The organism is Vibrio sp. SCSIO 43137 (genome assembly GCF_028201475.1).
GTDB lineage: Bacteria > Pseudomonadota > Gammaproteobacteria > Enterobacterales > Vibrionaceae > Vibrio.
In genome coordinates, this window is the sequence record NZ_CP116383.1 from 1,459,759 (window position 1) to 1,485,887 (window position 26,129).

Annotated in this window: 26 protein-coding genes; 14 read left to right on the forward strand and 12 right to left on the reverse strand. The window is 45.3% G+C overall.

The window, feature by feature from the left end; translation table 11 throughout:
• The first annotated feature begins 17 nt into the window (after positions 1–17).
• The gene (locus PK654_RS06860) at positions 18–476 is read left to right on the forward strand and encodes a methyltransferase family protein (protein WP_271698457.1); all 459 of its coding nucleotides are present in this window, start codon (positions 18–20) and stop codon (positions 474–476) included.
• A 60-nt stretch (positions 477–536) separates the two neighbouring features.
• Here PK654_RS06860 and PK654_RS06865 read toward each other — a convergent pair whose 3' ends face one another.
• Positions 537–1,262: a DUF3581 domain-containing protein gene (locus PK654_RS06865; protein ID WP_271698458.1), complete on the reverse strand. Its 726-nt coding sequence runs from the start codon at positions 1,260–1,262 to the stop codon at positions 537–539.
• 401 nt (positions 1,263–1,663) lie between these two features.
• Between PK654_RS06865 and yqfB the strand changes: the two genes are divergently transcribed.
• The 7 genes from yqfB to PK654_RS06900 all read left to right on the forward strand — a co-directional run bounded on the left by yqfB (position 1,664) and on the right by PK654_RS06900 (position 5,930).
• Entirely contained in the window at positions 1,664–1,981 is a 318-nt protein-coding gene (yqfB, locus tag PK654_RS06870; RefSeq protein WP_271698459.1) for a N(4)-acetylcytidine aminohydrolase, read from the forward strand.
• A gap of 173 nt (positions 1,982–2,154) precedes the next feature.
• Entirely contained in the window at positions 2,155–4,080 is a 1,926-nt protein-coding gene (thrS, locus tag PK654_RS06875; protein ID WP_271698460.1) for a threonine--tRNA ligase, read from the forward strand.
• A gap of 3 nt (positions 4,081–4,083) precedes the next feature.
• A complete protein-coding gene (infC, locus tag PK654_RS06880) occupies positions 4,084–4,635 on the forward strand; it encodes a translation initiation factor IF-3 (protein ID WP_271698825.1) in 552 nt (183 codons plus the stop codon).
• Between the two features lie 105 nt (positions 4,636–4,740).
• On the forward strand, positions 4,741–4,935 hold the full coding sequence (rpmI, locus tag PK654_RS06885) for a 50S ribosomal protein L35 (RefSeq protein ID WP_271698461.1): 195 nt from the start codon (positions 4,741–4,743) through the stop codon (positions 4,933–4,935).
• 41 nt (positions 4,936–4,976) lie between these two features.
• On the forward strand, positions 4,977–5,330 hold the full coding sequence (gene rplT, locus PK654_RS06890; RefSeq protein ID WP_271698462.1) for a 50S ribosomal protein L20: 354 nt from the start codon (positions 4,977–4,979) through the stop codon (positions 5,328–5,330).
• Between the two features lie 125 nt (positions 5,331–5,455).
• Positions 5,456–5,650, forward strand: a complete 195-nt coding sequence (locus PK654_RS06895) for a DUF1289 domain-containing protein (RefSeq protein WP_271698463.1) — start codon at positions 5,456–5,458, stop codon at positions 5,648–5,650.
• Between the two features lie 34 nt (positions 5,651–5,684).
• Positions 5,685–5,930 (forward strand): Rho-binding antiterminator, encoded by a 246-nt coding sequence (locus PK654_RS06900; protein ID WP_271698464.1) that lies wholly within the window; start codon positions 5,685–5,687, stop codon positions 5,928–5,930.
• A 112-nt stretch (positions 5,931–6,042) separates the two neighbouring features.
• Here the strand turns inward: PK654_RS06900 and PK654_RS06905 are convergent, their stop codons facing one another.
• Together PK654_RS06905 and PK654_RS06910 are read right to left on the reverse strand one after the other, a co-directional pair.
• A complete protein-coding gene (locus PK654_RS06905) occupies positions 6,043–6,225 on the reverse strand; it encodes a hypothetical protein (RefSeq protein WP_271698466.1) in 183 nt (60 codons plus the stop codon).
• 305 nt (positions 6,226–6,530) lie between these two features.
• Positions 6,531–7,607, reverse strand: a complete 1,077-nt coding sequence (locus PK654_RS06910) for a PQQ-dependent sugar dehydrogenase (RefSeq protein WP_271698467.1) — start codon at positions 7,605–7,607, stop codon at positions 6,531–6,533.
• Between the two features lie 160 nt (positions 7,608–7,767).
• Between PK654_RS06910 and PK654_RS06915 the strand changes: the two genes are divergently transcribed.
• Both PK654_RS06915 and rlmF read left to right on the forward strand, forming a co-directional pair.
• Positions 7,768–8,877: a GGDEF domain-containing protein gene (locus tag PK654_RS06915; RefSeq protein WP_271698469.1), complete on the forward strand. Its 1,110-nt coding sequence runs from the start codon at positions 7,768–7,770 to the stop codon at positions 8,875–8,877.
• Between the two features lie 78 nt (positions 8,878–8,955).
• Complete coding sequence (gene rlmF / locus PK654_RS06920; protein WP_271698470.1) at positions 8,956–10,002, forward strand: 23S rRNA (adenine(1618)-N(6))-methyltransferase RlmF; 1,047 nt, start codon at positions 8,956–8,958, stop codon at positions 10,000–10,002.
• A gap of 67 nt (positions 10,003–10,069) precedes the next feature.
• Here rlmF and PK654_RS06925 read toward each other — a convergent pair whose 3' ends face one another.
• The gene (locus tag PK654_RS06925) at positions 10,070–12,166 is read right to left on the reverse strand and encodes a methyl-accepting chemotaxis protein (protein ID WP_271698472.1); all 2,097 of its coding nucleotides are present in this window, start codon (positions 12,164–12,166) and stop codon (positions 10,070–10,072) included.
• 418 nt (positions 12,167–12,584) lie between these two features.
• Here PK654_RS06925 and pheS point away from each other — a divergent pair, with 418 nt between their 5' ends.
• Positions 12,585–13,568 (forward strand): phenylalanine--tRNA ligase subunit alpha, encoded by a 984-nt coding sequence (gene pheS / locus PK654_RS06930; protein WP_271698473.1) that lies wholly within the window; start codon positions 12,585–12,587, stop codon positions 13,566–13,568.
• Between the two features lie 17 nt (positions 13,569–13,585).
• Entirely contained in the window at positions 13,586–15,973 is a 2,388-nt protein-coding gene (pheT, locus tag PK654_RS06935; RefSeq protein ID WP_271698474.1) for a phenylalanine--tRNA ligase subunit beta, read from the forward strand.
• Between the two features lie 98 nt (positions 15,974–16,071).
• On the opposite strand, the gene glgC is transcribed toward pheT, so the two are convergent.
• The gene (gene glgC, locus PK654_RS06940; RefSeq protein ID WP_271698475.1) at positions 16,072–17,325 is read right to left on the reverse strand and encodes a glucose-1-phosphate adenylyltransferase; all 1,254 of its coding nucleotides are present in this window, start codon (positions 17,323–17,325) and stop codon (positions 16,072–16,074) included.
• A gap of 685 nt (positions 17,326–18,010) precedes the next feature.
• Between glgC and ihfA the strand changes: the two genes are divergently transcribed.
• Positions 18,011–18,307, forward strand: a complete 297-nt coding sequence (ihfA, locus tag PK654_RS06945) for an integration host factor subunit alpha (RefSeq protein ID WP_271698476.1) — start codon at positions 18,011–18,013, stop codon at positions 18,305–18,307.
• Between the two features lie 112 nt (positions 18,308–18,419).
• Here the strand turns inward: ihfA and PK654_RS06950 are convergent, their stop codons facing one another.
• Positions 18,420–19,190 (reverse strand): RelA/SpoT domain-containing protein, encoded by a 771-nt coding sequence (locus PK654_RS06950; protein WP_271698477.1) that lies wholly within the window; start codon positions 19,188–19,190, stop codon positions 18,420–18,422.
• 240 nt (positions 19,191–19,430) lie between these two features.
• On the opposite strand from PK654_RS06950, the gene PK654_RS06955 reads away from it, so the two are divergent.
• A complete protein-coding gene (locus PK654_RS06955; protein WP_271698478.1) occupies positions 19,431–20,081 on the forward strand; it encodes a thiopurine S-methyltransferase in 651 nt (216 codons plus the stop codon).
• Between the two features lie 24 nt (positions 20,082–20,105).
• On the opposite strand, the gene purT is transcribed toward PK654_RS06955, so the two are convergent.
• From purT to PK654_RS06985, 6 genes are all read right to left on the reverse strand, one after another.
• Positions 20,106–21,281, reverse strand: a complete 1,176-nt coding sequence (gene purT / locus PK654_RS06960; protein ID WP_271698479.1) for a formate-dependent phosphoribosylglycinamide formyltransferase — start codon at positions 21,279–21,281, stop codon at positions 20,106–20,108.
• 128 nt (positions 21,282–21,409) lie between these two features.
• Complete coding sequence (gene cdd, locus PK654_RS06965; RefSeq protein ID WP_271698480.1) at positions 21,410–22,297, reverse strand: cytidine deaminase; 888 nt, start codon at positions 22,295–22,297, stop codon at positions 21,410–21,412.
• Between the two features lie 174 nt (positions 22,298–22,471).
• Positions 22,472–23,149: an LrgB family protein gene (locus PK654_RS06970; protein ID WP_271698826.1), complete on the reverse strand. Its 678-nt coding sequence runs from the start codon at positions 23,147–23,149 to the stop codon at positions 22,472–22,474.
• A complete protein-coding gene (locus PK654_RS06975) occupies positions 23,149–23,511 on the reverse strand; it encodes a CidA/LrgA family protein (RefSeq protein WP_271698481.1) in 363 nt (120 codons plus the stop codon). Before PK654_RS06975 ends, PK654_RS06970 begins: the two co-directional genes overlap by 1 nt.
• Before the next feature lie 2 nt (positions 23,512–23,513).
• Complete coding sequence (gene sbcB, locus PK654_RS06980; protein WP_271698483.1) at positions 23,514–24,938, reverse strand: exodeoxyribonuclease I; 1,425 nt, start codon at positions 24,936–24,938, stop codon at positions 23,514–23,516.
• A gap of 133 nt (positions 24,939–25,071) precedes the next feature.
• Positions 25,072–25,779: an NAD(P)H-binding protein gene (locus PK654_RS06985; protein WP_271698485.1), complete on the reverse strand. Its 708-nt coding sequence runs from the start codon at positions 25,777–25,779 to the stop codon at positions 25,072–25,074.
• Positions 25,780–26,129: the final 350 nt, after the last annotated feature.

Sequence of the window (26,129 nt, forward strand, 5' to 3'; positions counted from 1 at the left end):
AAGTTGCGGAGAAAGAGATGGATAAACTTGAGCTAAAAGTACCACCTGTAGCGGTTTTTATTGTTTCTCTGCTGCTTATCTATCTGGCTGATAAGGTTAACACCTTTGATATTGAGTTGCCGTTTAGCTGGCTTGTGTTTGCCGTTTGCTTTGTTGCCAGCGGCTATTTTGGCCTGAGTGGTATCTGGGCATTTAAAAAGGCCGGTACCACGGTTAACCCGGTAGAGATAGAGAAAGCCAGCGCAGTTGTTGATAGTGGTGTATATAGGTTTAGCCGTAACCCTATGTATCTTGGTTTGCTGTTACTTCTGATTGGCTATGGTTATCTGCAGCAAAACCTATTGAGCCTGCTGGTTTCAGTTTTGTTTGTGCTGTATATGAACCGTTTTCAGATCACTCCTGAAGAGAGCTTTTTGCAGCTTAAGTTCGCGGATGATTACACTCGCTATAAGGAAAAGGTAAGACGCTGGATATAGTTGAAAAAAGTAAAAGGCCTGCTAAAAAGCAGGCCTTACTAATTTGATCGGATAATTTGCTTATGCAGCAGCATCCAGTTTTTGCAGGAAAGCTTCTTTACACTCAAAGAAGTATTCCACTAGCTGATCGATAGCTTGCTGATCGTATGGACGAAGGCCGCTGGCAACCATACGCTTAACGCCTTTACCTACTATATTGCCATCTTCTTTAAAATCAAAATTAAGTGTTACAACACCACGTTTACCGTCTACGTCAAAAGTGGCACCGGCAAACTCTACTTCAGGGTGAGTAATATCCATACGGTCAAACTCTACTTCCATACTTTCGTAGATCACTAACGGGCGCTGGCAATTGATCATCATCTGCTGCTCTTCCATCAGCGGAACCATAATATGAGGGAAGTTCATGCCAGAGAACTGCACATAGCTTTTCACTACATGTTCGATAAATTCAGGGTTGTGGTTTACTTCACCCTGATGCTGCATATGCAGGTACTCTTTACCTTTTTCATCTACCAGAGAGCTGTCATTTTCGCCTCTCTCTTCAATGTGTAGTGCTACTCCGTCACTGACCATACCGGAGAAGTCAAAACGCATCTTCTGGCTGATACCTTCTTTTTTCAGCAGAACGGCAAACAGTAGATCGCCCGGAACGCAAAAACGTTTGTTATCTTCGTCATGGATAGGGTTAAAGTCGCCCGCTACCTTTTTGGCAAAGTGGCTTGCCTGTTGGCGGGTAAACTGAAACTGTTCGTTACTTACTGAAAAATAGGGATTTAGAAACATAATTTTCTTTATATAGCCAAAAAACGGGGTAATTATATACAAAATAACTGAGTCAATGGTCTATCCAGTGCCACAGCATCAGATATGTAATGACAATCATATAGTGTGACGGAGTATTTTGCAGAAAAAATAAATAGATTTTCATTTCAGCAGCTAAATAGTTGTACCTAAATATGCGTCACTTCGGCAAATATCGAACAAAAACACGCGTAAACCCATCCATGGGGCTCCGCCGCGCCATCCTTGGCGCGGAGGGTTTGTTTTTCGATATCTGCCTGATGACAAAATCTGGAGCACAATTAAGAACCGTTATTTAGAGCTTTTTTGATTAAATCCAGAGAGAAACGCAACAACAGTGGTAAACTTGCTGCGCAAAAATAGCATTAACAGGAAATATACTCGTGTCTCATCCAACTGAAATGACCTTTTTCAAACGCTTTGTCAGCGATATTTTGTCGGGCAAAAAAGTAATCACCATCAGAGATGAAAGTGAGAACAACTATCTGCCGGGAAGTACCGTAGAAGTAAGTACCTTCGAAGAGAATCAGTGGTTTTGTCGTCTGAAAATAACCAAGGTTGAACCGATACTGTTTGATGAATTGACCGATTATCACGCCAGTCAGGAGAATATGACTCTTCAGCAGTTAAAGGAGATTATTGCTGAAATCTATCCCGGCATAAGTAAGTTATGGGTTATCTCATATCAATTAGCCGAATAGATTGATAATTTATTCGCCGCTTCTCTTTGCATTTCAATTATTAGCGAGTAAAATCCCCCTCTTGGTGAATCTCCGGTATACGTATTACTGAGTGAGGTTCACTGAGCAAATTATTCAATTTACCAAAACTAACATGTGTTGCTTGGTACGCAACACCACTGTAAGGAACTAACATGCCTGTAATTACTCTTCCTGACGGTAGTCAACGTCAATTTGATAACCCTGTTTCAACTATGGATGTTGCTGCATCTATCGGCCCTGGTCTTGCTAAAGCAACCATTGCCGGCCGTGTTGATGGCAACCGTGTTGATGCCTGTGACCTGATTGAAAACGATGCAAGTCTGGAGATCATCACTACTAAAGATGAAGATGGACTGGAAATTGTTCGTCACTCCTGTGCTCACCTGCTTGGTCATGCAATTAAACAGCTGTTCCCTGAAACGAAAATGGCTATCGGTCCAACCATTGATAGCGGTTTTTATTACGATATCGATCTTGAGCGCTCTCTGACTCAAGAAGATCTTGATGCGCTGGAAAAGCGTATGAAAGAGCTGGCGAAAACCAAGTATCAGGTTATCAAAAAGAACGTTAGCTGGCAGGAAGCGCGCGATACTTTTGAAGCGCGTGGCGAGAGCTACAAAATGGAAATTCTGGATGAAAACGTCTCTAAAGATGACCGTCCGGGACTTTACCACCATGAAGAATATATCGATATGTGTCGTGGTCCTCACGTACCACATATGGGATTCTGTCAGCACTTTACTCTGCTGAATGTTGCCGGCGCATACTGGCGTGGTAACAGCGATAACAAAATGCTTCAGCGTATCTACGGTACGGCTTTTCATGATAAGAAAGCACTGAAAGCGCATCTGACTCGTCTGGAAGAAGCCGCTAAGCGTGACCACCGTAAAATCGGTAAACAACTTGACCTGTTCCATATGCAGCAGGAAGCACCGGGTATGGTGTTCTGGCATCATAACGGCTGGTCAATCTTCCGCGATCTGGAAGTGTTTGTCCGCGCCAAGCTGGATGAGTACGGCTATCAGGAAGTAAAAGGTCCTCTGATGATGGACCGTGTACTGTGGGAGCGCTCTGGTCACTGGGACAAGTATGCAGATGCCATGTTTACAACCAGCTCAGAGAACCGTGAGTACGCAATCAAACCAATGAACTGTCCGGGACATGTTCAGATCTTTAACCAGGGCCTGAAATCTTACCGTGACCTGCCTCTGCGTATGGCTGAGTTCGGTTCATGTCACCGTAACGAGCCATCTGGTGCTCTACACGGTCTGATGCGTGTACGCGGATTCACTCAGGATGATGCTCACGTATTCTGTACGGAAGACCAGATTCAGTCTGAAGTGACTGAATGTATCAAGATGGTTTATGACGTATACAAGACATTCGGCTTTGAAGAGATTGAAGTTAAGCTTTCTACCCGTCCTGAAAAGCGTGTAGGTAGTGATGAAATTTGGGACCGTTCAGAAGAAGCACTGAAAGAGTCGCTGGAAAATCTGGATATCAAATATGAGATTCAGGAAGGCGAGGGTGCATTCTACGGACCTAAAATCGAGTTTACCCTGCATGACTGTCTGGATCGCGCATGGCAATGTGGTACGGTTCAGCTAGACTTCAACTTGCCGGGTCGTTTAGGTGCAACTTATGTTGGTGAAAATAACGAGAGATTAATTCCTGTTATGATTCACCGTGCTATTTTAGGCTCGTTAGAGCGCTTTATCGGTATTCTTATTGAAGAATATGCAGGTTTCTTCCCGACCTGGCTTGCTCCTGAGCAGGCAGTGATTATGAATATCACTGACAAACAGGCTGAATACGTTAAAGAAGTAGCAAATAAATTGCAAAAATCAGGATTTAGAGTCAAACCAGACTTGAGAAATGAGAAGATAGGCTTTAAAATCCGCGAACATACTTTAAAACGTGTGCCGTATATGCTCGTTTGTGGTGACCAGGAGATGGAAGCCGGCGAAATCGCAGTACGTACTCGTAAGGGCAAGGACCTGGGTAAGTTTAAGGTTGAAGACTTTATTAGTCACCTTGAACAAGAGGTTTCAAGCCGTAAGCTTAATCTGGAGGAATAAACTATTAAAGGCGGAAGACGTGGCCAACAACCGGCCAAACAAAACCAGCACCGTTTAAACGGTGAAATTCGTGGCGTTCGTGAAGTTCGTTTAACTGGCGCAGATGGTGAATCAGTAGGTGTCGTAAAGATTGCTGAAGCATTAGAAGCTGCCGCAGAAGCTGGTATGGATCTTGTTGAGATCAGCCCTAACGCCGAGCCACCAGTTTGTCGTGTGATGGACTATGGCAAGTTCCTCTTCGAAAAGAGCAAAGCTGCTAAAGAGCAGAAGAAGAAGCAAAAGCAGGTTCAGATTAAGGAAGTTAAATTCCGTCCTGGAACTGATATTGGAGACTATCAGGTAAAACTACGCAACCTGACCCGTTTCCTTGAAGACGGCAACAAAGTGAAGGTAACAATTCGCTTCCGTGGCCGCGAAATGGCACACCAAGAGATTGGCGTTGATGTTCTGAATCGTCTGAAAGAGGACACTGTTGATTTAGCAGTAGTAGAATCTTTCCCGACCAGAATTGAAGGTCGTCAAATGATCATGGTGCTAGCCCCTAAGAAGAAGTAACTAACGGCTTGCAAGTAATACAGCCCTGTAGCTGTTAAGGCTACGGGGTTTTATTCGCCCTGGTTACTATGTTTATTAACAACTAACAATGCGGAGTTCTTCATCATGCCTAAGATGAAAACCAACAGAGGTGCTGCTAAGCGTTTCAAGAAAACAGCTGGTGGTATTAAGTACAAGCACGCTACAAAACGTCACATCCTGACCAAGCGTACTACTAAGAACAAGCGTCAGCTTCGTCCAAATGCAATCCTTCCTAAGTGTGAAGTAGCTGCAGTTGTTCGTATGCTTCCATACGCATAATTCTTTTTAGTTTATTAATCGTTTAGTTTAGGAGAGACAACATGCCTCGCGTAAAACGTGGTGTACAAGCTCGTGCATCTCACAAGAAAGTTCTAAAGCAAGCTAAAGGTTACTACGGTGCACGTTCACGTGTATATCGTGTAGCTTTTCAGGCAGTTACTAAAGCTGGTCAATATGCATACCGTGACCGTCGCGCTAAGAAGCGTCAGTTCCGTCAACTATGGATCGCTCGTATTAACGCTGCTTCTCGTCAGAATGGTCTATCTTACAGCCGTTTCATCAACGGTCTTAAGAAAGCTTCTATCGAGATCGATCGTAAGATCCTTGCTGATATCGCTGTATTCGACAAAGCTGCTTTCGCAGTACTTGTTGAAAAAGCGAAAGCTGCTCTTTAATCAGAGCTGCTGTAAAGGCTTTTAAAAAGAGACCTTAGGGTCTCTTTTTTTATAGCTGAACAAAAGTCTTCTGACTGGCTGGGCTAAACTTAATGTCAGCGAAAAGTGTTACCTATGGAGTGAGTGTGAAAAATCCCACAGCAAAGGGTGAAGAGTCGCAGGTGGAGTCGCCCTGTATCAGGCACTGCTGTCTGGATGAGCAGGACATTTGTGTCGGTTGTTTCAGAAGCCTTGATGAGATTATTAACTGGTCTGCCAGCAACAATAGTCAGCGACAGCAGATACTGGAGAGATGCTTAACACGACAACAAAAAACATAAGCATGTTCTCACGGAAGTAGGATATGGAGAGTTTATGATTAGCTGCAATCTTTATGATTATATTGAAATAGCCTGTATGCACAGATATCCGCTGAAAATCACTATGCAAAGTTCTGATGTTATTGAAGGCGTGGCACTGGATACTTCGCTGGACAGCGAGCGCAATGAGTGCATTAAGATTCAGCAGGAGGATAAGATCAGACTGGTTGTTTTGCAACAGATAACCGAGATGGAAGTACTAAAGCATAATCCCCATTTTAGCCATGTCAGGTTCAGCTAATATTTCTACTGAATAAAGCAGTAGATATAGAGCACTGCTTCTCTGTTTTCGGTTTACAGAAAGGAAGAAAGCCCTTGCGGGCCTTCGTAAACGGAGTATTTTTTAAACCAACTTAGAAGGTTTCGGTTAACAGTTCTACCAGCTCATTTTCTGTTGTGGGCATTTTAGACAGCTCTACATAAGCAGAAGCTCCCCCTTTCAACATGTATGCGGTTGTTGTGCCATGATCATGGTGGAACCATTTACCGTTAACACATACATCTGTGTAACATTTAGGGTCTTGTTTTAATTTCATATGGTTACATCCTTAATCTTTTGTTTACCTGCTTGCAACATATTATGCTTGCGGGATTGAAATGTTGATCTAAATCAATAATAAAATGCTTTTACCTCTAAAGGATTAAGGTTGTTTGTTAAATTAGTGATAGTGGACGGTTAAATTGTCGCTGCTATTTCCATCAGTTATTCAGCAGCAGACTGCTATTACAATATTAAAACAGGATTAATCATGAAATTTCTCTGGCTAAAACTTCTGCTTACTGTGTTTGTGTTTGCCGGCTTATTTGTTCTGGTCTACGTTAAGGTAGCCAGCGGTACGGCTTAAAGCGGTAGTATCCGGTAGATATTTCCTCTGTCAGTACTGAAATAGAGAAAGCCGTCCGGGCTTAGGGCAATATGGCGAATCCGTTGATTGAGATCAGTTGCCAGCCTTTCCTCCTCCTTAAGAACATTGCTGTCTGAGACAGACACCACGTTAATATGGGTCAGCTTAAGGGCACCGGACAGAAGTTTGCCATCCAGCTGCGGATATTTAGTTCCGCGGTAAAGAATAAGGCTGCTAGGTGCGATTGAGGGAATATAGACCAGAAGAGGCGACTCTATTCCGGCTTTCTCTTTAAAATCTGAAACATTGATTGGCCCCCAATACTCTTTTCCGTGTGAAGTCACCGGCCAGCCGTAGTTTGCACCGGGTTTGATTAAGTTGATTTCGTCACCGCCACGGGGGCCGTGTTCGATGGACCACAACTGTTTTTTTCGTTTGTCATAGAAGATACCTTGCGGATTACGGTGACCAAAACTCCAGATCTCGTCAGGCACTTTTGCATCATCTGTAAAAGGGTTATCTGCCGGGCTGGTTCCGTCAGCATTAAGGCGAAGAATTGTGCCGGCATGGTTACTTGTGTCCTGACCATTTTCTCTTACTCCGCGGTCACCAACGGACATATAGAGGTAGCCCTTATCATCAAAGGTAATTCTGCTGCCAAAGTGACGGCTGGTGTTAGTGGCGGAATCTGTCTGCAATACTTGTTGCCACTCAATTCGGTTATTTTGACTAAGCTTACCTTTAACAAGGGTAGTAACCGCACCCGGGTTAGTTTTTTTGCTGTAAGTAAGGAACATCTGGCCGGAGCTGCCGGGTTGCAATTTAATATCCATCAGGCCGCCCTGACCACCGCTATAGACATTGTTCGGTGCATTTAAGCTTTCAGATGTGCCGTTAGTCAGGTTTAGTCGCTTAAGAGAACCGGATCGTTCTGTCACTATCAGAGTGGAAGCATCTACAAAGTCAAAACCCCATGGTACGCTCAAGCCGGAAAAGACTTTTTGATATTGATATTCCTGTGCTGAAACAGAGCTACAGAGTGCAATTAGTGTGGAAACGACAAGCTTTTTCATGGTTAAGACTCTTTCGCCGGACTATTTTCAATAGAGTAATTGTAGTTATTTTAGCCAAAATATGCCGGAGTCAAAGTTTAGCTGATTATTTTAGAAAATAATGCATAGCTAATATTGTCATTATATATACTTGAAATATCGGCATAATCAGGAAGGCAGAATGAAGTCATTTATTTGGGATAAAAACTTTGAGACCGGAATAAAAGAGGTCGATGAACAGCATCTATATCTGGTTGAGTTGGTTAACCGCTATGGTGAACTAATTACTGAAAATGACTTTTCCATTGAAGATGCCAAATCTGCCCTGAAAGAGCTCTCCGCTTATACTTCGTACCACTTCCGCAATGAAGAGATGATGATGAAGAGAGCAGGTATCTCCCGCCAACATTACGATGAACATTGTGAAACCCACCAGAAGTTTGTCCGTGATATCGAAGAGTTTGCCGATGCTGTTTCCCACGATAGCGTTAACCTGTCTGCTTCGTTGCGGGACTTCCTTGTTCAGTGGCTGGTTTATCATATTCTCGGCAGTGATCAGAATATGGCTCGTCAGGTCAGGGCTATAGAGGCAGGTAAAGATGCAGACACTGCCTTTGAGGATGGTGAGCGTGAACACGATGGTGCCATCGGCCCGCTGATTAAATCTCTGAAAGGAATGTTTGAGCAGCTATCCCAGCGAAATAAAGAGTTGCTACTTCTTAACCAGTCCCTTGAAGATAAAGTAAAACAGCGTACTCAGGAACTCTCTCTGGCCAATGAAAAACTAAAGCAGCTCTCTTACACAGATACCCTTACCCAGTTACCGAATCGCCGTTTTGCGATGAAAGAGATAGCAAAACAGTGGCAGTATTCGACAAGCAGCGGAGCAGGGCTGATCTGCATGCTTATCGATGTTGATAAGTTTAAGCTGGTCAATGATACCTGCGGCCATGATGCCGGTGATGAGTTACTGATTGAGATCGCTACCAGATTAAAAGAAAATTTCAGAAAAGAAGACATGGTATGTCGCTTGGGTGGTGATGAGTTTCTGGTAATCTGCCCGGAGCTGGATATGCATCAGGGGTTGTTACTGGCGGCAAAAATGCATAATGAGATGCAGAAGATCCGTATGGAGTTTGATGAGTTTTGCTGGCAGGGCAGTATTAGTGTTGGTGTCAGTAGTATCGGACAAGGCGTAGAAACCGTTGAGCAGTTGATAAAGCTGTCTGATGAGTCCGTTTATCTGGCCAAAAATGCCGGTAAAAACTGTATCAGGGCGATACAAGAGTAATTCTCTCGCCCTTACGTTGACAAACTCTTTTATTGCTATTTATGATGCGCGGTTCAATCAGCATCCAGATAGAGTGATATGAGTAAATCTAAGGCAGAAGACGGCCAAAACGCAGATGTCAGGCAAAAGGATACCTCGCGACAGGTTAAAATAACCAAGATCAGTTCGTCAGGCCTTCACCACAACAACAGGCATAAAGGCCGATATGATCTTCCGGCTCTGATTCGTGCCGTTCCTGAGTTGGAAAAGCATCTGGTTATTACGCCGCGTGGCGAACAGAGTATTAACTTTTCCGACCCGGTGGCGGTTAAACTGCTCAATAAAGCCCTTCTTGCTAAAGAGTATAAAGTCAGCAACTGGGATATTCCTGAGGGCTATCTTTGTCCACCGATCCCCGGCAGGGCAGACTATATTCACCGTCTCTCTGACTTGTTAGTCAAGGACAGTCCCGTTTTAAAAGCCGCCGCAATAAAGGCGCTGGATATCGGTGTCGGGGCAAACTGTATCTACCCGATAATCGGAGTCACTGAATATGGCTGGCATTATACTGCCAGCGATATTGATCCAGTCTCGGTAAAGTCAGCACAGGTCATCGCTGAGAATAATGCTGTATTGCAGGGAAACATTCACTGCCGTCTTCAGTCAGAAGCGAGACACTTTTTCCGCGGAATTATCCGGCCCGATGAGTATTACCATGTCACCACCTGCAACCCGCCTTTTCATAAATCTCTGCAGGAAGCGACTAAAGGGACTGAACGTAAAATCAGTAACCTGAATGCCAACAGGCAAAAACGTGGCCAGAATAAGGACTTCGGCAAAGAAAAAAGCAAAACCGTTCTTAACTTTGCCGGACAAAAAGCGGAGTTATGGTGCTCCGGCGGTGAAGAAGCTTTTATCAGAAATCTCGCTCGGGAAAGTGGCCAGTTTAAAGGGCAGGTGCTCTGGTTTAGTACGCTGGTTTCAAAAAAGGAAAACGTACGCTTTCTGCGTAAAGCACTGGAAAAAGTCGCTGTAGCCGATATCAAAATAGTTGAGATGCAGCAGGGGCAGAAGAAGAGCCGTTTTGTTTGCTGGAGCTTTATGAACCACTCAGAGCGAAAACAGTGGCTAAAGGAGAGAGGGTAGCGGCGTTAACGTTTCCTCATAAAAAAGCAGGCCTTTGGCCTGCTTTTTATCCTTGCTGAGCGAATGCTTATACTTTAAATATTGAAACCGCTTTGCTCAGGGAGTCTGAGATTTTGGAAAGCTCTTTACTCAGCACTTCTGCTTTATCACTCTCTTCAGATACCCGGGTGGCTGAATGGCTTACGTTATTAACAGCATCATTGATTTCACTGGCTACGGCGCTCTGTTCCTCTGAAACTGTTGCAACCTGATCATTCAGGCTGCCAATGGTGTTCATACTGCTGCTGATAGATTCAAGAGAGTGGCTTACCTCTTCAACCTGAGTCAGGTTAAGTTCGACTTTTTCTTTACTCAGTTGCATAGCGCTGACCGCAGTACTGGTGTCGGCTTCCAGATTTTTCAGAATTGCATCGATCTCCTCTGTGGAAGACTGTGTTCTCATCGCCAGTGAGCGAACTTCATCGGCTACAACAGCAAAGCCACGGCCCTGATCGCCGGCACGTGCTGCTTCTATTGCCGCGTTCAGGGCGAGCAGGTTAGTCTGTTCTGCGATGCTCTGAATCACTTCCATCACACTGCAAACCTGTTGGCTACGTTCGCTCAGTACATTCACTACGTCAGTGGTATGGACAACTTCCTCAGAAAGTTCTCCTGTTACCCGTTTAAGCTGCTCTAACGACTCTTTGCCTGATGTAATGGCGGTGTGGCCCTGAGAGGCGGCATCAGATGCATTGCTGGCAATTTCTGCCAGTTCTGAAGAGGTTGAGGCCATCTCACCGGACGCCGTTGCCAGCTGATTTAACTGCTGATGTTGCTGCTCTATTCTTGCACTGTTATCGCTTGCTCCGGCAGATATACTCTCTGACGCCTGAGACAAGCGGCTGGTGGAGCGGGAGACATCCTGAATCACCGGCTGCATTTTGTTCAGGAAGCTATTACAAGCTTCAACCAGAGTGCGGGTTTCATCGTTGCTTAATGCTTCTGTCCGCTGAGTCAGGTTACCTGAAGCAACTTCAGAGAGAAGTGATACGGCACGGTGAATAGGGGTGACGATTTTTTTCGCCAACAGAGAGGTGATGATCACGCACACCAGAGCAACAGAAATCGCGATAACAAACTGTATATTTCTGCTGGCCTGATTTTCCGCAATAATGGTGGCTTCCAGCTGGTTAATATCACTAAATACGACTGCCTCATCAATCTGAATAATGATCTGCCATCCTTGATTAAGTTCGGTAAAGCGGATTGGGCTTGATGCGGTAATAACCCCATTTTCGATAGAGACCTGAGCCTGATTGTTCCCCAGCAAGGATTGTACTGAGCTGTCTGAAATCTCACTTCCCGATTGACCATTTATGCTACTACCTAAAACAAAACCGGTTTCGGATAGGATCATAACTTTACCGCTGCCGTCAAATAGAGCAGAGGCCGATTTGGTGGCAATTTCATTGAGAAACTGGATATCGAGATTCAGGCCGACAACACCAAAAAACTTATCCCGCACAACAATGGGTGCAGAAAGGGAAGTAATCAGTTTATTGTTACCGTCGCTGGCGGAACGGTGTGGTTTACTAAAGCAGGTCTGTTTGCTCTCCTTAGGGCAGAGATAGTACTCGCCTTTTCTCTCTCCGGAGTTATGCAGAGACTGATCTTCAAAGTCGTTCAGGGCTATGACTTTCAGCTCACCGCCTTCCATTGTCCAGTAGGGAGAAAAGCGGCCCTGCTTATTATGTCCCTGCTGATGGCGGAAAATTTTATCTGAACCACCGAGCACGTTAGGCTGCCAGACACTGAAAAAGCCTTCGTAGTCAGGGTTTTTCTCTACGCTGCTGGCCAGCAGGCCGTTAAGAAGTTGCCTGACCTCCATGGCGCCTATGCTGCCGTTAGCGAGTTCCCGCTTCACAGCTTCAAAACTAAGGGCAAGAGAGCCGACAAACTTTTGTGCAGAGCTTACTTCCTCGTGCACGGTTCTGGCTATTTTATTACTTTCTGATTTCAGGTTGGCTTCAGTCAACCCGGTAACCAGTGTCTGAGTATTGCTACGGGTGAGCTCCAGAATATTGTCCGAGCTGACCACCGAGCTAAATACCAGCACCGATGAGACAACAACAGAGCACATTAAAATATAGAGCCCGATACGGCTTTGAATAGATTTAAGTTTCATTACATCCTCCAGCAAGAAGAGCATCAGTCTATCAATTACACCGGGTGCTCACCGTGACAGATCTAACAATAACCAAAACCGGTTTTGATGTGTTTTGTTATCAGCTCATAATAAAATTTTGTTCCGCAGTTCTACTTAGCAGGTAAAAGATTATTTTATATCTGTTGATCCCGGCCTTATTAATTGTCTTAGCCTATTTGCACTAATGTACGTAAAAGAACTGAAAAAACTGTATTTTTTTTCGGCAATAAGGCCAATAAACTCATATTCAGATTGGCATTGACCTTAGGTTTGATTACTATGTACAGCTATTCAAATTATCGTTGTCGGGCGTATTGGTCTTTCAAAATAAGAGTGCCATTTTGAAAGAACAAAACGCCCTGTTTATGGATACTACCTGAGGGTAGATGAGGAAAAGATGCAACATCTACAAGAGATTATTGCTAACGCTCAATCAGCTATCGAGAGTGCTGATTCGTTAGTCGCACTGGATGAAGTGCGAGTTCAGTTCCTGGGTAAAAAAGGTGAGCTTACGGCTCAGCTTCAGAGCCTGGGTAAACTTCCTCCTGAAGAACGTCGTACGGCGGGTCAGGAAATCAACAAAGCAAAAGGCTTGGTACAGCAAGCAATTGCGGCAAGAAAAGACGCTCTGCAAAAAGCAGAACTGGAAGCAAAACTTGCTGCTGAGACCATTGATGTGACTCTTCCGGGACGTCGTATTGAGAATGGCGGCCTGCACCCAGTTACCCGTACCATCGAAAGAATCGAAAGCTTTTTCAGCGAGTTAGGCTTTACCGTTGAGTCTGGTCCTGAAATTGAAGATGATTTCCATAACTTTGATGCACTGAACATCGCAGATGATCATCCGGCACGTACTGATCATGACACCTTTTTCTTTAACCCTAAGCTGATGCTTCGTACTCACACCTCTGGTGTTCAGATCCGTACTATGGAAGAGCGTCAGCCGCCATTGCGCTTTATTGCCCCGGGTCGTGTATACCGTAACGACTACGACCAGACTCATACGCCAATGTTCCATCAGGTAGAAGGTATGCTGGTTGATGAAAAGGTAAACTTTGCCCAGCTTAAAGGCATTCTGAATGACTTCCTGTGCAACTTCTTCGAAGAAGATCTTGAAGTCCGTTTCCGTCCTTCTTACTTCCCGTTTACCGAGCCTTCTGCTGAAGTAGACGTAAAAGGCAAGAACGGCAAATGGCTTGAAGTTCTTGGCTGTGGCATGGTTCACCCGAATGTACTGCGTTCAGTTGGTATCGACCCTGAGAAGTACTCCGGTTTTGCCTTTGGTATGGGCGTTGAGCGTCTGACCATGCTTCGCTATGGCGTAAATGATCTTCGTTCGTTCTTCGAGAACGATCTGCGTTTCCTTAAACAGTTCAAGTAAGACAGAGGTAGTCGAAAATGAAATTCAGTGAATCCTGGCTACGTGAGTGGGTTAATCCTGCTGTTTCCACCGATGAACTAACGCATCAGATCACTATGGCTGGTCTGGAAGTTGATGATGTTATCCCGGTAGCGGGCACTTTTACCGGCGTAAAGGTTGGTCAGGTTGTTGAATGTGGTCAGCATCCGGACGCCGATAAGCTGAGAGTAACCAAAGTTGATGTTGGCGAAGAAGAGCTGCTAGATATTGTTTGTGGTGCCTCTAACTGCCGTCAGGGCATCAAGGTAGCGGTTGCTACTGTAGGTGCTGTTCTGCCGGGCGATTTTAAGATCAAGAAAGCCAAGCTTCGTGGTCAGCCTTCTCACGGTATGCTTTGTTCATTTACCGAACTGGGTATCGATGTTGAGTCTGACGGCATTCTTGAGCTGCCGGAAAGTGCAGAGATCGGTAAAGATTTCAGAGAGTTTCTGGATCTTAATGATGTAACTGTTGATGTAGACCTGACGGCAAACCGTGCTGATTGCTTCAGTCTGCGTGGCCTTGCCCGTGAAGTTGGTGTACTAAACCGTGCCGAAGTGACTGAACCCGCTTTTGAAGCCGTAACGGCATCAATTGATGAGACAGTTTCTATCGAAGTTAAGTCTGCTGAGGCGTGTCCCCGCTATCTTGGCCGTGTGGTTAAGAATGTTAATGTTAAAGCAGAAACACCTATCTGGATGCAGGAGAAACTGCGTCGCTGTGGTATCCGTTCTATCGATCCTGTGGTTGATATTACCAACTATGTTCTGCTTGAGCAGGGACAACCAATGCACGCATTCGATCTAAGCAAGATTGAAGGCGGTATTGTTGTTCGTCATGCGGAGCAGGGTGAAAAACTGACCCTTCTTGACGGTAACGAAGCAGAACTTAATAGCGATACGCTAATCATCTGTGACCATAACAAGCCACTGGCAATTGGTGGTATTTTTGGTGGTGAAGGTTCTGGTGTTACAACAGAAACTACAGATGTACTGCTTGAGTGTGCGTTCTTCTCGCCGGATGCGATCCGCGGCCGTGCCCGTAGCTATGGTCTGCATACCGATGCTTCTATGCGTTATGAGCGTGGTGTGGATTACTCACGCCAGGCTGAGTGTATGGAACGCGCAACTCAGTTGCTAATCGATATCTGTGGCGGTGAAGCCGGTCCTGTTGCTGGTTTTGAATCAGAAGCCGATCTGCCTAAAGCGAACACAGTGTCTCTGCGTCGCACTAAGCTGGACGATCTGCTAGGCCACCAAATTCCTTCAGAAGATGTCAGTGAAATTCTTACCCGCCTTGGTTGTCAGGTTTCTGAAACTGAGCAGGGCTGGACAGCCGTTTCACCGGCATGGCGTTTTGATATTGCTATCGAGCAGGATCTGATTGAAGAAGTCGGCCGTATCTATGGTTACGACAACATCCCTAATCAGGCGCCTGTTGCAGCGCTTAATATGAACTTACACAAAGAGGTAAACCAGCCTCTGAAACGTGTGCGTGACCTGCTTGTTGACCGTGGTTATCACGAAGCAATTACCTATAGCTTTGTAGAGCCTGAGCAGCAGAAACTGATTGTGCCTGATGTTGAGCCGCTGATTCTGCCATTCCCGATCTCAGCAGATATGTCTGCAATGCGTCTGGGTCTGATTCAGGGCCTGTTAAACACAGTGGTTCACAACCAGAAGCGTCAGCAGCCGCGTGTACGTCTGTTTGAATCTGGTTTACGCTTTACTCCTGATGAGCAGGCTGAAAACGGTATGCGTCAGGAGCAGATGCTGGCAGGTGTTATTGCCGGTACCAGAAGTGAAGAACACTGGGATATCGAATCTAATACGGTAGATTTCTTCGATCTTAAAGGTGATCTGGAAGCGGTACTTGAACTGACCGCAAACGAGAAAGCTTATAGCTTTGCTGCTGTTAAACATCCTGCTCTGCACCCGGGTCAGGCTGCCGCTGTAATGCTAGATGGCAAGCAGATCGGTGTTATCGGTACCGTTCACCCTGAGCTTGAGCGTGCATTTGGCCTGAATGGCCGTACTATCGTATTTGAGATTGAGTGGGATGCTATTAATAAGCGTGTACTTCCTGAAGCTGTAGCGGTTTCTAAGTTCCCTGCAAACCGCCGCGATATCGCACTGGTTGTTGATGACTCTGTGAAGTCCGGTGATGTTGTTGCTGCTTGTCTTGAAGCGGGTGGTGAGTTCCTGACAGATGCTAAACTGTTCGACGTATATGTTGGTAAAGGCGTAGAGGAAGGTAAGAAGAGCCTTGCTATTGCCCTGACACTGCAATCAGTAGAGCGCACTCTGGAAGAAGCTGATATTGCAGGCGCTGTAGAAGCGATTGTTGCTTCAGTTTCTGACAAGTTTGGCGCTGCACTGCGTGACTAAGCTTAACGACTAAACTGCGGGCAATCGTCCGCAGATTAGAAAATAAAAAGGGTTCATATGAACCCTTTTTTGCTATCTGATTATTTGAAAACCGAAATTTATTTAAACATTTCAGCAGTTACCAGAATAACGCCGTTTTCAGATACGGTGTACTTCTGCTTATCCTCTTCGAGGTTCTCGCCAATTACGGTGCCTTCAGGAATTTTACATCCTTCGCCGACAATCACCTTGTTAAGGCGGCAGTGCCTGCCGATATCGCTGTTCGGCAGCAGAATGGAATCTTTGACTTCAGCATAGCTGTGGACAATAACGTCGACTGATACCAGAGAGTGCTCAATTGCCGCACCGGATACAATAGCACCGGCAGCCAGTACCGAGTCAACCGCATAGCCGCGACGACCTTCATCATTAAAGACAAACTTAACACCGGGGCGCTGCTTCTGATTGGTCAGAATCGGCCAGTAGTGAGAGTAGAGGTCTAGTTCCGGGTCCGGTGACAGAAGATCCATGCTGGCAGCATAGTACTCATCAAGGTTACCGACATCACGCCAGTATGCAGTTTTACTCGGGTGACCCTGTTCAGTAAACACATAGCCAAACACTTTATGGCGGCCAAGCAGGCCGGGAATAATGTTATGACCAAAGTCGTGGTTGTAGTCCGGGTCTTCCAACGCAGCTACAAGTTCTTCTTCCAGCAGATCAGCATTAAAGATATAGATGCCCATAGAGACAAGCGCTTTACTTGAATCATTCGGATCTGGCATCGGGTTCTCCGGCTTCTCAACGAAGGTCTTTATCTCACCGGTCTCATCAATGCCCATAACCCCGAAAGAAGAGGCTTCTTCAATAGGTTTGTGTATGCAGGCAACCGTAACGGCTGCATTGTTTTCCACATGGAAGTTCAGCATACGTGAGTAGTCCATTTTATAGATATGATCACCACCCAGAATCAGAACTTGCTTTGAGTTCTGTCTGCGAATCATATCCAGATTCTGATAGACAGCATCTGCTGTCCCTCTGTACCAGCTTTCACCTGTTCTTTGTTGTGCCGGTACTATGTTTACCCCTTCACCCATAGCAGGAGACAAAATTTGCCAGCCAGCTTGTAGGTGATCGATAAGATCCTGAGCCATATACTGAGTTAACACCCCGATACGACGAATCCCTGAGTTGATACAGTTAGATAACGTAAAATCTATAATACGAAACTTACCGCCAAACGAAACGGCAGGCTTAGCATTATTAATTGTCAGTTCCTTTAATCGAGTTCCTTTGCCTCCAGCCAGAATTAATGCACTTGTTTCCCTAACAAGTTTGTTGGTATCAGCATGCGAATAGTTGTTACTTGACATAAATTTTAAAGCCTTATAGATCGAATGTAATCCTTGATATAAGCCTTTGCCGTTTCAGAGTTTAGGGGGCGGCAAAAAACTTACATGTAGACCGGCAGAGAAAACAACCGGTACTGAATATAAACTACTATGATTAACTGCCTGCGGATGTCAGGTTTGTCACCGATTGAATAAGAATGTAGTAAAAGTTTATTGTTTATGATGTACATCACTAAACTGTAATAGCTACCTTTTACTCACTCTCTGACGGTTTGCCTGACACAGGGTATAGCAACTCCAGTTTGCTACTATCCACTCTCACAGCAATGAATATTCACAATTGCTTATATTGGAGTAAAATTAACATAGAAACATATGCAAGATCATGAAATGATTGAAAAAAATTTAAATATTAGCCAAAAAGCCAGCATTGGTGGTTTATGCTGATATTTTATAATATGCAGTGATATATGCCAGAATTAGTGAGAGTATTGTCACTAATTCCTTATATTTATTTGTATCAATAAGGCCGTTTTCCGTTTATTTAGAAAAAATCACAGATAAATGAAAGAAAAAAATTGGCGAAAATCATGAGCTTGGCATACACTTCACTTGATATTGCCGATAACGCAATCGGCTGTTACTAATAATGATTTGGCGCTACTTACCGGTAGCATTGTTTAACACAGCTTTGAGGGAAGTTTTTATGGCACTCACAAAAGCCGATTTGGCTGAGAACCTGTTTGAGAAACTTGGATATAGTAAACGGGATGCCAAGGAAACAGTTGAAGTTTTTTTCGAGGAGATTCGCAAAGCTCTCGAAAGTGGCGAACAGGTCAAACTATCCGGATTTGGCAATTTTGACCTAAGAGAAAAAAGCGAAAGACCAGGCCGAAATCCTAAAACTGGCGAAGATATACCAATTACTGCCCGACGTGTTGTGACTTTCCGTCCCGGCCAGAAATTGAAAGCTCGGGTTGAGAATATCAAAGTCGAGAAATAGCCAAGTAAAAAGACCACATAATGTGGTCTTTTTATTTTCTGCCTGACCACCGTCTAAATCGGTGGTCTTTGTTTATCTGACAGATGTCATTTCCCAGGCTTACACTCTTAACCTAAGCGGCTTTTAAGTGCGTGGTGATATAGGGTTGCCAGGCTTGCTGATAAAGTGCTTTAGACTCATTTCTCAGGCTGGCTATTTTGCTTTCCTCCCACTCGGTCATTGCTCTGTTTTCACTCTGCGCTTTGCGTTCAATACCCTGAATAATTTCATAAAGATCATGCTCGGGGCCGCTTTTCACTTTTTCAATCCCGGCCAGATGCAACTGAACCTCAGCAACGATTTTTGTCTCCGGTAGTTCAACAAGAATATTCAGATCCCGGTAACCGGAAGGTGCCGGAGATTTGAAGCGGTTTTTTACCCCTACAATCTTGGTTTGATTGCTGATGCTTTCAAAGGCACTGACTAAGCCTTCAACATCTTCTGCAATAATGGTGGCCCTCGCCAGATCAGTGATTTTGCTTACATTACCGTCAAGATCAGCAGCGATTTTTTCTTCTGCTCTCTGGCGGGACTTAACACCGGCGAACTGAGTCTGAGTGCCGGAAATCAGAGCGCTGCTCATACAGATAGTTTCCAGTTCCTGTTGTGCTGAAACGGCGGTTAGGTATAACGATTCAAACTCGGAGTAGGGTTGGTGGATATCCTGCTTAAAAGATTCAATACCATACAGCCCGCTGAGGCTGTGCTTAAACAGTTTAGGGGTGACCTGATTCTGGGTCTGCTTTTTGTTGCTAGGTTCTTGAGAAATCTGCTCAGTCGAGGCAAATGCCGGAGCACGGCTTAGCATCAACATAGTCAGAACTGTTCGTAGGATTACGCTCATTTAAACTCCTTCAGAGTAGATAATTTCTCAGTAAAACGGTGAGTTAAAAGAACTGGAATTTATCTCGCTGCGAAGGTTTTCTGTCGCGTACATTTTTTATCTTAGGGCAAAACTAAGAAAAACAATGCTCCATTTGCATTTATTTACATTCAGCGCGATATGGCTCACATATATTTCTTGAAAAGGGCAATCACATGGTTAACATAACCGGTTAACTGAGACGTATTATTGATTGGAACTATGAGAGATAGAGAATTCTGGCACGATAAATGGGCAAAAAATCAGATAGGTTTTCATCTGGAAGACGTTAACCCCTTACTGATTAACTTTTGGAGTCACTTGTCACCACAGCGTGATGAAAAGGTATTGGTGCCGTTATGCGGAAAGTCAGAAGATCTTATCTGGCTGGCCTCAAAGCATGATTCAGTGACCGGGGCAGAGTTGAGTGATATTGCCGTGAGGGCATTGTTTGCAGAACACTTTTATACCCCGACTGTCACTAAGCTAGATGGTGAGCAGACCTTGTATCAGTTTGATGAACTGTCGGTTTATAGCGGCGACTTTTTTACCGCGCCACTGGCGGAGTATGAACTTATCTATGACAGAGCTGCACTGGTTGCACTGCCTGAAGAGATGAGAAAAGAGTATGTTGAGAGAGTGAAGACGCTGCTCAAGCCATCCGGGCGCATTCTGCTGGTCACGCTGGATTACATTCAGGATGAAATGAGCGGCCCTCCGTTCAGCGTGCCTGAGAGTGAAGTCAGGGCTCTGTTCAGTGATTACATAGTAACCCAGTTGAACAGAGATGTAGCCGACGAAACTCATCCGAAAATAGCCCAAAAGGGCTTAAGCCGCTTTGCTGAGTTTGTCTGGCTGATAGAGAAGCCCTGACTTATCTGTTGAGAGTTCAGCCTGTTAATAGTGAACGTTAATCTGTGATGCTGCACTGACGGCATCTTCTACGGCGGTTTCAACACTATCACGACGGGCAAGTACAACACCTAAGCGTCGTCTGCCATCAATATCCGGCTTACCAAACAGCCTTAGCTGAGTCTGAGGCTGGATAAGGGCTGAGTTTAAGCCGTTGAAACGGATATCTTGTGAAACGCCCTGACCTAGAATAACCGCAGAAGAAGAGGGGCCGTAATGGGTTATACTTTTTACCGGCAGGCCAAGGAAAGCACGCACATGCAGGGCAAATTCCGACAGATCCTGAGATATTAAAGTAACAAGGCCGGTATCGTGAGGGCGGGGTGATACTTCACTGAAAATGACAGTGTCACCTTTAATAAACAGTTCTACGCCAAACAGTCCGTAACCTCCGAGGGCGTTAACCACTTTTTCAGCCATCTGTTGCGCCTGTTGCGCTGCAACGGGGGAGAGAGCCTGTGGCTGCCATGATTCGCGATAATCACCATCTTCCTGTCTGTGGCCGATAGGCTGACAGAAAAACACACCATCAACGGCACGTACCGTAAGCAGGGTGATTTCAAAGTCAAAATCGACAAAACCCTCTACAATCACTTTTCCTCGTCCGGCTCTGCCGCCTTCCTGCGCGTAGTTCCATGCTCTCTCTATGTCCCTTTCTGTTTTAATGACGCTTTGTCCTTTACCTGATGAACTCATCACAGGTTTAATGACACAGGGCATTCCGACTTGGTTAACGGCATCGACAAATTGGTCATAGTTATCGGCAAACTGATAAGGGGAAGTTGTGATTGATAACTCTTCAGCAGCAAGGCGTCTGATACCTTCCCGGTTCATGGTTAACTGAGTTGCCTGAGCGGTAGGGACGACACGGGTGCCCGATTTTTCAATGTCAATTAATGCCGATGTGGCGATCGCTTCAATTTCCGGTACAACAAAATCAGGTTGCTCAGATTCAATGATTTCTCTGAGACTGACTTCATCTAACATATCAAATACATAACTGCGGTGGGCAACTTGCATAGCCGGCGCATTGCTATAGCGGTCACAGGCGATGACCTCAATACCGAGCCGCTGACACTCAATGGCAATTTCTTTTCCTAGTTCACCACTTCCCAGTAGAAGTACCTTAGTTGAACTTTTACACCCTGCTGTTCCAAACATACATCGTCCTTAAAGCTATTTTTACAGTTTTAGCGGATCATACGTAGTTTTTTCTTTAAAGCAAACGTTTGCGTAATGAGATTTAAAAAAGGCCCTGATTAATCAGAGCCTGTCGAAAGAGCACTCGTTTATAGCTCGATATAGCTTAACGGAATATCCGGGTTGATCACATCCAGTGTCGACTGAGTACAAGCCAGATGACTGATCTTACCGCTTGAAAGCTCTGCTAGGGCGGCTGATTTAATTTGCTCGAAGGATTTGCCGGCAACCATAATCTGAATCAGTGCAACCTGAAGAGGAGGCAGGCTAGGGTTAAATGCCGCATTTTCCGCGTAAGCACCACGGTAAACGGAACCATCGTCCAGCTCCAGAGCAACACCACTGAAGTTCTCAGTGTAAGGTGAGTGGCTCATGTTCAGGGATTCAACTGCAGCGGCCAGTAGTGGTTCACAGCCTTCTGTAGAGTGGCCAAGGTCGGCATCACCCATCAGACGGGCATCAATATCAAGGTCGCTTGGTCCGAAAGACTCAGGAAGATATTCCTGCAGAGTTTGCTCATCACGCTGAGGAAGCTGAACAATCAGCTCTTTTGCAGTGGTTAGTTCGTTCATAAACTGGCGACAGTGGCCGCAAGGGCTGTAGTTGATAGTAATGTCCTGAACGCCTTTCTCACCTTTCATCCAGGCGTGGCTGATACCTGCCTGTTCGGCGTGAACCGTCTGTCCAAGCTGGGCACCAATCAGCTCCATATTGGCGCCAAAGTAGATGCGGCCGGACAGACCGCGGACAATGGAACCAACATAGAAATTTGAAATCGGAGCGTAGGAGTAAGCAGCAGCAAAAGGAAGCAGGGCTACACGTAGCTCATTATCTTCCAGACCAGAGAGTTCCAGCAGCTCTTCAAACTGTTGCTTAGAAATAGTGGCGTCAAAGTCATCCGCTTTAAAGATATTTTCCAGATAGGATGCGATATGAGAGGGAGCCTCTTTTAGCGCGGTTTCAATTCTTGAGTTCATGACGAATCCTTAGTTAAGCATTCATTTTATTTTAGATAGTATTTCATTATTATCTGTGATTAACGTCACATTAGATGTTGCAATGTATTTTCATGTTGCATAAATTGAGTGAGGTCACATTTGTGTGAGGGCAAAAAATAGCCAAAAGCACCTAATTTAACCAAGGTTTTGAGCTTAAGAAGAAAGCCAGAGAGCAAAGGTAAAAAATGCAGGAGCCAGTATCGAGGTGATAACTCCGCACAGAACCAGCGCCAGTGAACTAAAGGCGGCATCACGGGGATCTTTTTCTACGCAGGTTGCCGTACCCAAAGCATGAGATACAGTGCCCATGGTTAGCCCTTTAGCTATCGGGTGAGTTATGCCGATAAGCTTATAGATGGGATAAGCAAAAATCGCCCCGAACACGCCGACAAGGAGAACCATAATAGCGGCTATTGCCGCTTCACCGCCTAGCTGACTGGAGATTGCCATGGCAATCGGTGTGGTGACAGACTTACCGAGAATACTGGCTATCAGCGGTAAATCGGTTCCCAGAGCTACAGCAATCAGGGAGGCGGTTAACATAGATAAAGTACTGCCTACACCGCAAGCGAGGAAAATGATTCGCCAGTTTGCCTTAATTTCGGGTAACTGCTCGTAAAGAGGGTAGGCAAGAGCAACCACCGCCGGCTGAAGCAGATAGGTGAGCCACTGATTATGCTGGTAATATTCCTGATAGGGGACGTCAAGAAACAGCAGCAGGGGAATAACTATAGAGATACTGATTAACAGTGGGTTTGCCAGCGGGTGATTAAGCTTTTTGCTTAGTGCGCGGGCAATTAAAAAGGTGACTAGTGTCAGGGCTAACCAGATCATTTCTTACCTACCAGAAGCCGCTCAAGAAGGTAGCTGAGTGAGATCAGCGTGATAAATGTTGCTCCGATTGTACTGGCCAGAATTTGCAGTGCGTTATCCGTGAGCAGATCCATATGCTCCATCAGCCCGGTACTAATGGGAATAAACATCAGAATCATGTAACGGATAAATAAACTGGCGGAAGGTTGTACCCATTTCGCCGGGATCAGGCCACCCGCCATAGCAAAGAACAGCAGCAGCATGCCGATAACGCTGCCGGGAATGCTAATGTTAAGTGTGTTCTGAATCAGAATGCCGAGTGCAAGTGCTGATAGTAAGATTGCCAGAGAACGGCAATAAACGATTAGGGTTTTTAGCATAATCAGGAAACAAGTTTCTCCACATATTGGTAAACAGACTTAAGAATGGCCATTTTGTCTGCATCACTCTCATGCTCATGGGCAAGATTTTCCAGATTGAGCATATAGTCCGGCAGTCTCGACTCAAAATAGTCACGACAGTGTGCAGCCCAGCGCGCTTGTTCTGACTCACTTAAGGTATGGGGGAAATTTCTCGCCCGGTAGCGGAACAGCAGCGGTTCAATACGGCTGTCATTGAAACTGATATCCAGTGCAGCCAGATTTTCCGGCTTAGTCTCCAGAATAATATCCATTGAGGCGCGGTCAGCAGGTGAGAAAAAGTTGTTGTAAAGCTGGCTATCCACATCACTATCCTGTGGGTATTCGCGCTCAACACTATACATTTCTATAAGCTTTTCCCGGATTTCAGGGTGCTGTTTAAGTCTGTTGAGGTTTTTCAGACACTGTTCACGATCGATGCCGATTCGTTCTGCATTTTCTGCCGTCAGGGTTTTTGCCGGAGCCAGTATCGGGCACTTGTTTATATGAACCAGTTTCACCGGTACCGGCAGTTCATCGGGGGCTAACTCGTCGCGTCGGGTATAGAGACGTTCCCTTAGCTGCTCGCTGTTAAGCTGGAAAAGTGGTTCAGGATCCATGGCCAGATTGACCATAATGGCGGCATTCTGATTGTCCGGATGCCAGGCCAACGGAACCATCCAACTGGTATTAGAACACTCCAGCCCTAACATACCTGATACATGCACCAGAGGAGTCATATTAACGATATCGATAAGCTCATTCAGTTTACGCTTGTTTCGCATGCTGTAGAGGTAATCAAACAGCTTAGGCTGGGCGGCTTTCAATTTCTTTGCTAACTCAATGGTTGCGATAACGTCTGCCATGGCATCGTGGGCATTTTCATGTTCAATACCGTTAGCGACAGACAGTTTTTCCAGCTTAAAGCTTGGTCTTCCTTCGTCATCGGTCGGCCAGTTAATACCGTCGGGGCGTAGTGCGTAACAGGTGCGCATCACATCCAGAAGATCCCAGCGGGAATTGCCGTTTTTCCAGCTCCACGCATAGGGGTCAATAAAGTTTCTGTACAGGGTATGGCGGGTAACTTCATCATCAAAGCGGATACTGTTGTAGCCGAGTGACGTTGTGTTTGGCACCGATAACTCCTGATGAATCCGGCGGATAAACTCAGGCTCAGGCAAACCCTTCTGTACCGTTCGTTGCGGAGTAATCCGGGTAATAAGCGCGGCTTCAGGAGAAGGAAGATAATCTGACGGAGGCTGACAGTAAATCACCAGCGGTTCACCGATAATATTGAAATCCTTATCGGTACGAACACCCGCAAACTGAGAAGGTCTGTCCGTTGCCGGGTTCACTCCCCATGTTTCATAATCAAACCAGAAAAAGGTCGGTTGCTGTTCGTTTTGCATGTAATTTCCGCAGGTTAAATGAGCCATCGGGCACATTAGACCATTGCAGAGGGTGCATATCAATCAATGCCGCGTTTATCTGCATTAATTATGGTCAAATTACTATGCTTTTAGATATGCGTCTGAAAAAGCTCTAAGAGCTGATATGGTAGCTATCTAATAACTGATGCATCTCCCTGCTGGTTAAAGTGATGTAATTATCGCCTGGTGAATGGAATGGCTTATAGATGGAATAGAGCATGGCTCTGGCAACATCTTTAGCCAGAATGGGTTTAAAGTTAGCTACCGTACCAATCAGAAGCGGAGAGAGTACCTTCAGGATTGCTCCTATAAACACCTCATCCGTTCTGGCCGGATATCTTTCTCCTGCCAGAGGCCCCGGCCTGACAAACACGGTGCGCTCAAAGCCCATGGTTAGAAGCTTCTGTTCCATTTTGCCTTTGCATCTCAGGTAGTGAGACAAAGAGCGGGCATTGGCGCCGAAGCTGGATACCACAGCAATACGTTTAACACCGACAAGCTTCATGGTTTGTGCAACCTGACAGACAAGCTCATAGTCAACATGGGCCAATCCTTGTTTACCGCCGGCCTGCTTTTTCGTGGTTCCCAGACAGATAAAACCAAAATCGGCAGCCGTTTGCTTGTCATCCCATTGGGTAATTCTTAGCTGGCCGTCCTGTATCTGATTAAGTTTAGGGTGTTCTAAAGAAAGTGGGGATCTTACCAGAGCATGAACCTGACGGACGGCTTGCTCGTCCAGCAGCAATTTTGTTAGTTGCTGACCAACTAATCCACTTGCACCGGCAATAACGACCTGAGCACCGTCTCCGAATTTGTCCATAACCTGATCCATCTATTTGATTCACATAGATTAATCATATGTCTATTCTGAGTGCAGAACAAGTAGTGCTCTCAGGGCTCATCACATTGGTGATAAATCAGAGTAATGAGCTCTTTGGTTACATTATGTAAGAGAAGTAGGGAAAAAATTTCCCGGCTTTTGCCGTTTCTTATTGGAAGATTTAGATCGCTTATTGTTTCCAGAAGTTCTGTTTAGCAGCATACAACTTACCTCCTGCTTCTGTTTTTCTCCTTCGCTATTAGATTATAGCTCTGTATTGATACTATGCTTAATAATAAAGCTTCCAGCAGAAGATTCTGCTGAAATGCTCAATGACCAGACTTATCGTT

Excerpts from the sequence above, each read along its gene's own strand:
- PK654_RS06915 (WP_271698469.1), top strand. The coding sequence starts at position 7,768 with ATGAAGTCATTTATTTGGGATAAAAACTTTGAGACCGGAATAAAAGAG.
- glgC (WP_271698475.1), bottom strand. The coding sequence starts at position 17,325 with ATGTCAAGTAACAACTATTCGCATGCTGATACCAACAAACTTGTTAGG.
- PK654_RS06910 (WP_271698467.1), bottom strand. The coding sequence starts at position 7,607 with ATGAAAAAGCTTGTCGTTTCCACACTAATTGCACTCTGTAGCTCTGTT.
- PK654_RS06905 (WP_271698466.1), bottom strand. The coding sequence starts at position 6,225 with ATGAAATTAAAACAAGACCCTAAATGTTACACAGATGTATGTGTTAAC.
- cdd (WP_271698480.1), bottom strand. The coding sequence starts at position 22,297 with ATGAACTCAAGAATTGAAACCGCGCTAAAAGAGGCTCCCTCTCATATC.
- PK654_RS06865 (WP_271698458.1), bottom strand. The coding sequence starts at position 1,262 with ATGTTTCTAAATCCCTATTTTTCAGTAAGTAACGAACAGTTTCAGTTT.
- thrS (WP_271698460.1), top strand. The coding sequence starts at position 2,155 with ATGCCTGTAATTACTCTTCCTGACGGTAGTCAACGTCAATTTGATAAC.
- PK654_RS06955 (WP_271698478.1), top strand. The coding sequence starts at position 19,431 with ATGAGAGATAGAGAATTCTGGCACGATAAATGGGCAAAAAATCAGATA.
- sbcB (WP_271698483.1), bottom strand. The coding sequence starts at position 24,938 with ATGCAAAACGAACAGCAACCGACCTTTTTCTGGTTTGATTATGAAACA.
- PK654_RS06925 (WP_271698472.1), bottom strand. The coding sequence starts at position 12,166 with ATGAAACTTAAATCTATTCAAAGCCGTATCGGGCTCTATATTTTAATG.
- pheT (WP_271698474.1), top strand. The coding sequence starts at position 13,586 with ATGAAATTCAGTGAATCCTGGCTACGTGAGTGGGTTAATCCTGCTGTT.
- pheS (WP_271698473.1), top strand. The coding sequence starts at position 12,585 with ATGCAACATCTACAAGAGATTATTGCTAACGCTCAATCAGCTATCGAG.
- rpmI (WP_271698461.1), top strand. The coding sequence starts at position 4,741 with ATGCCTAAGATGAAAACCAACAGAGGTGCTGCTAAGCGTTTCAAGAAA.
- ihfA (WP_271698476.1), top strand. The coding sequence starts at position 18,011 with ATGGCACTCACAAAAGCCGATTTGGCTGAGAACCTGTTTGAGAAACTT.
- rlmF (WP_271698470.1), top strand. The coding sequence starts at position 8,956 with ATGAGTAAATCTAAGGCAGAAGACGGCCAAAACGCAGATGTCAGGCAA.
- PK654_RS06900 (WP_271698464.1), top strand. The coding sequence starts at position 5,685 with ATGATTAGCTGCAATCTTTATGATTATATTGAAATAGCCTGTATGCAC.
- PK654_RS06985 (WP_271698485.1), bottom strand. The coding sequence starts at position 25,779 with ATGGACAAATTCGGAGACGGTGCTCAGGTCGTTATTGCCGGTGCAAGT.
- PK654_RS06975 (WP_271698481.1), bottom strand. The coding sequence starts at position 23,511 with ATGCTAAAAACCCTAATCGTTTATTGCCGTTCTCTGGCAATCTTACTA.
- PK654_RS06860 (WP_271698457.1), top strand. The coding sequence starts at position 18 with ATGGATAAACTTGAGCTAAAAGTACCACCTGTAGCGGTTTTTATTGTT.
- purT (WP_271698479.1), bottom strand. The coding sequence starts at position 21,281 with ATGTTTGGAACAGCAGGGTGTAAAAGTTCAACTAAGGTACTTCTACTG.
- rplT (WP_271698462.1), top strand. The coding sequence starts at position 4,977 with ATGCCTCGCGTAAAACGTGGTGTACAAGCTCGTGCATCTCACAAGAAA.
- PK654_RS06950 (WP_271698477.1), bottom strand. The coding sequence starts at position 19,190 with ATGAGCGTAATCCTACGAACAGTTCTGACTATGTTGATGCTAAGCCGT.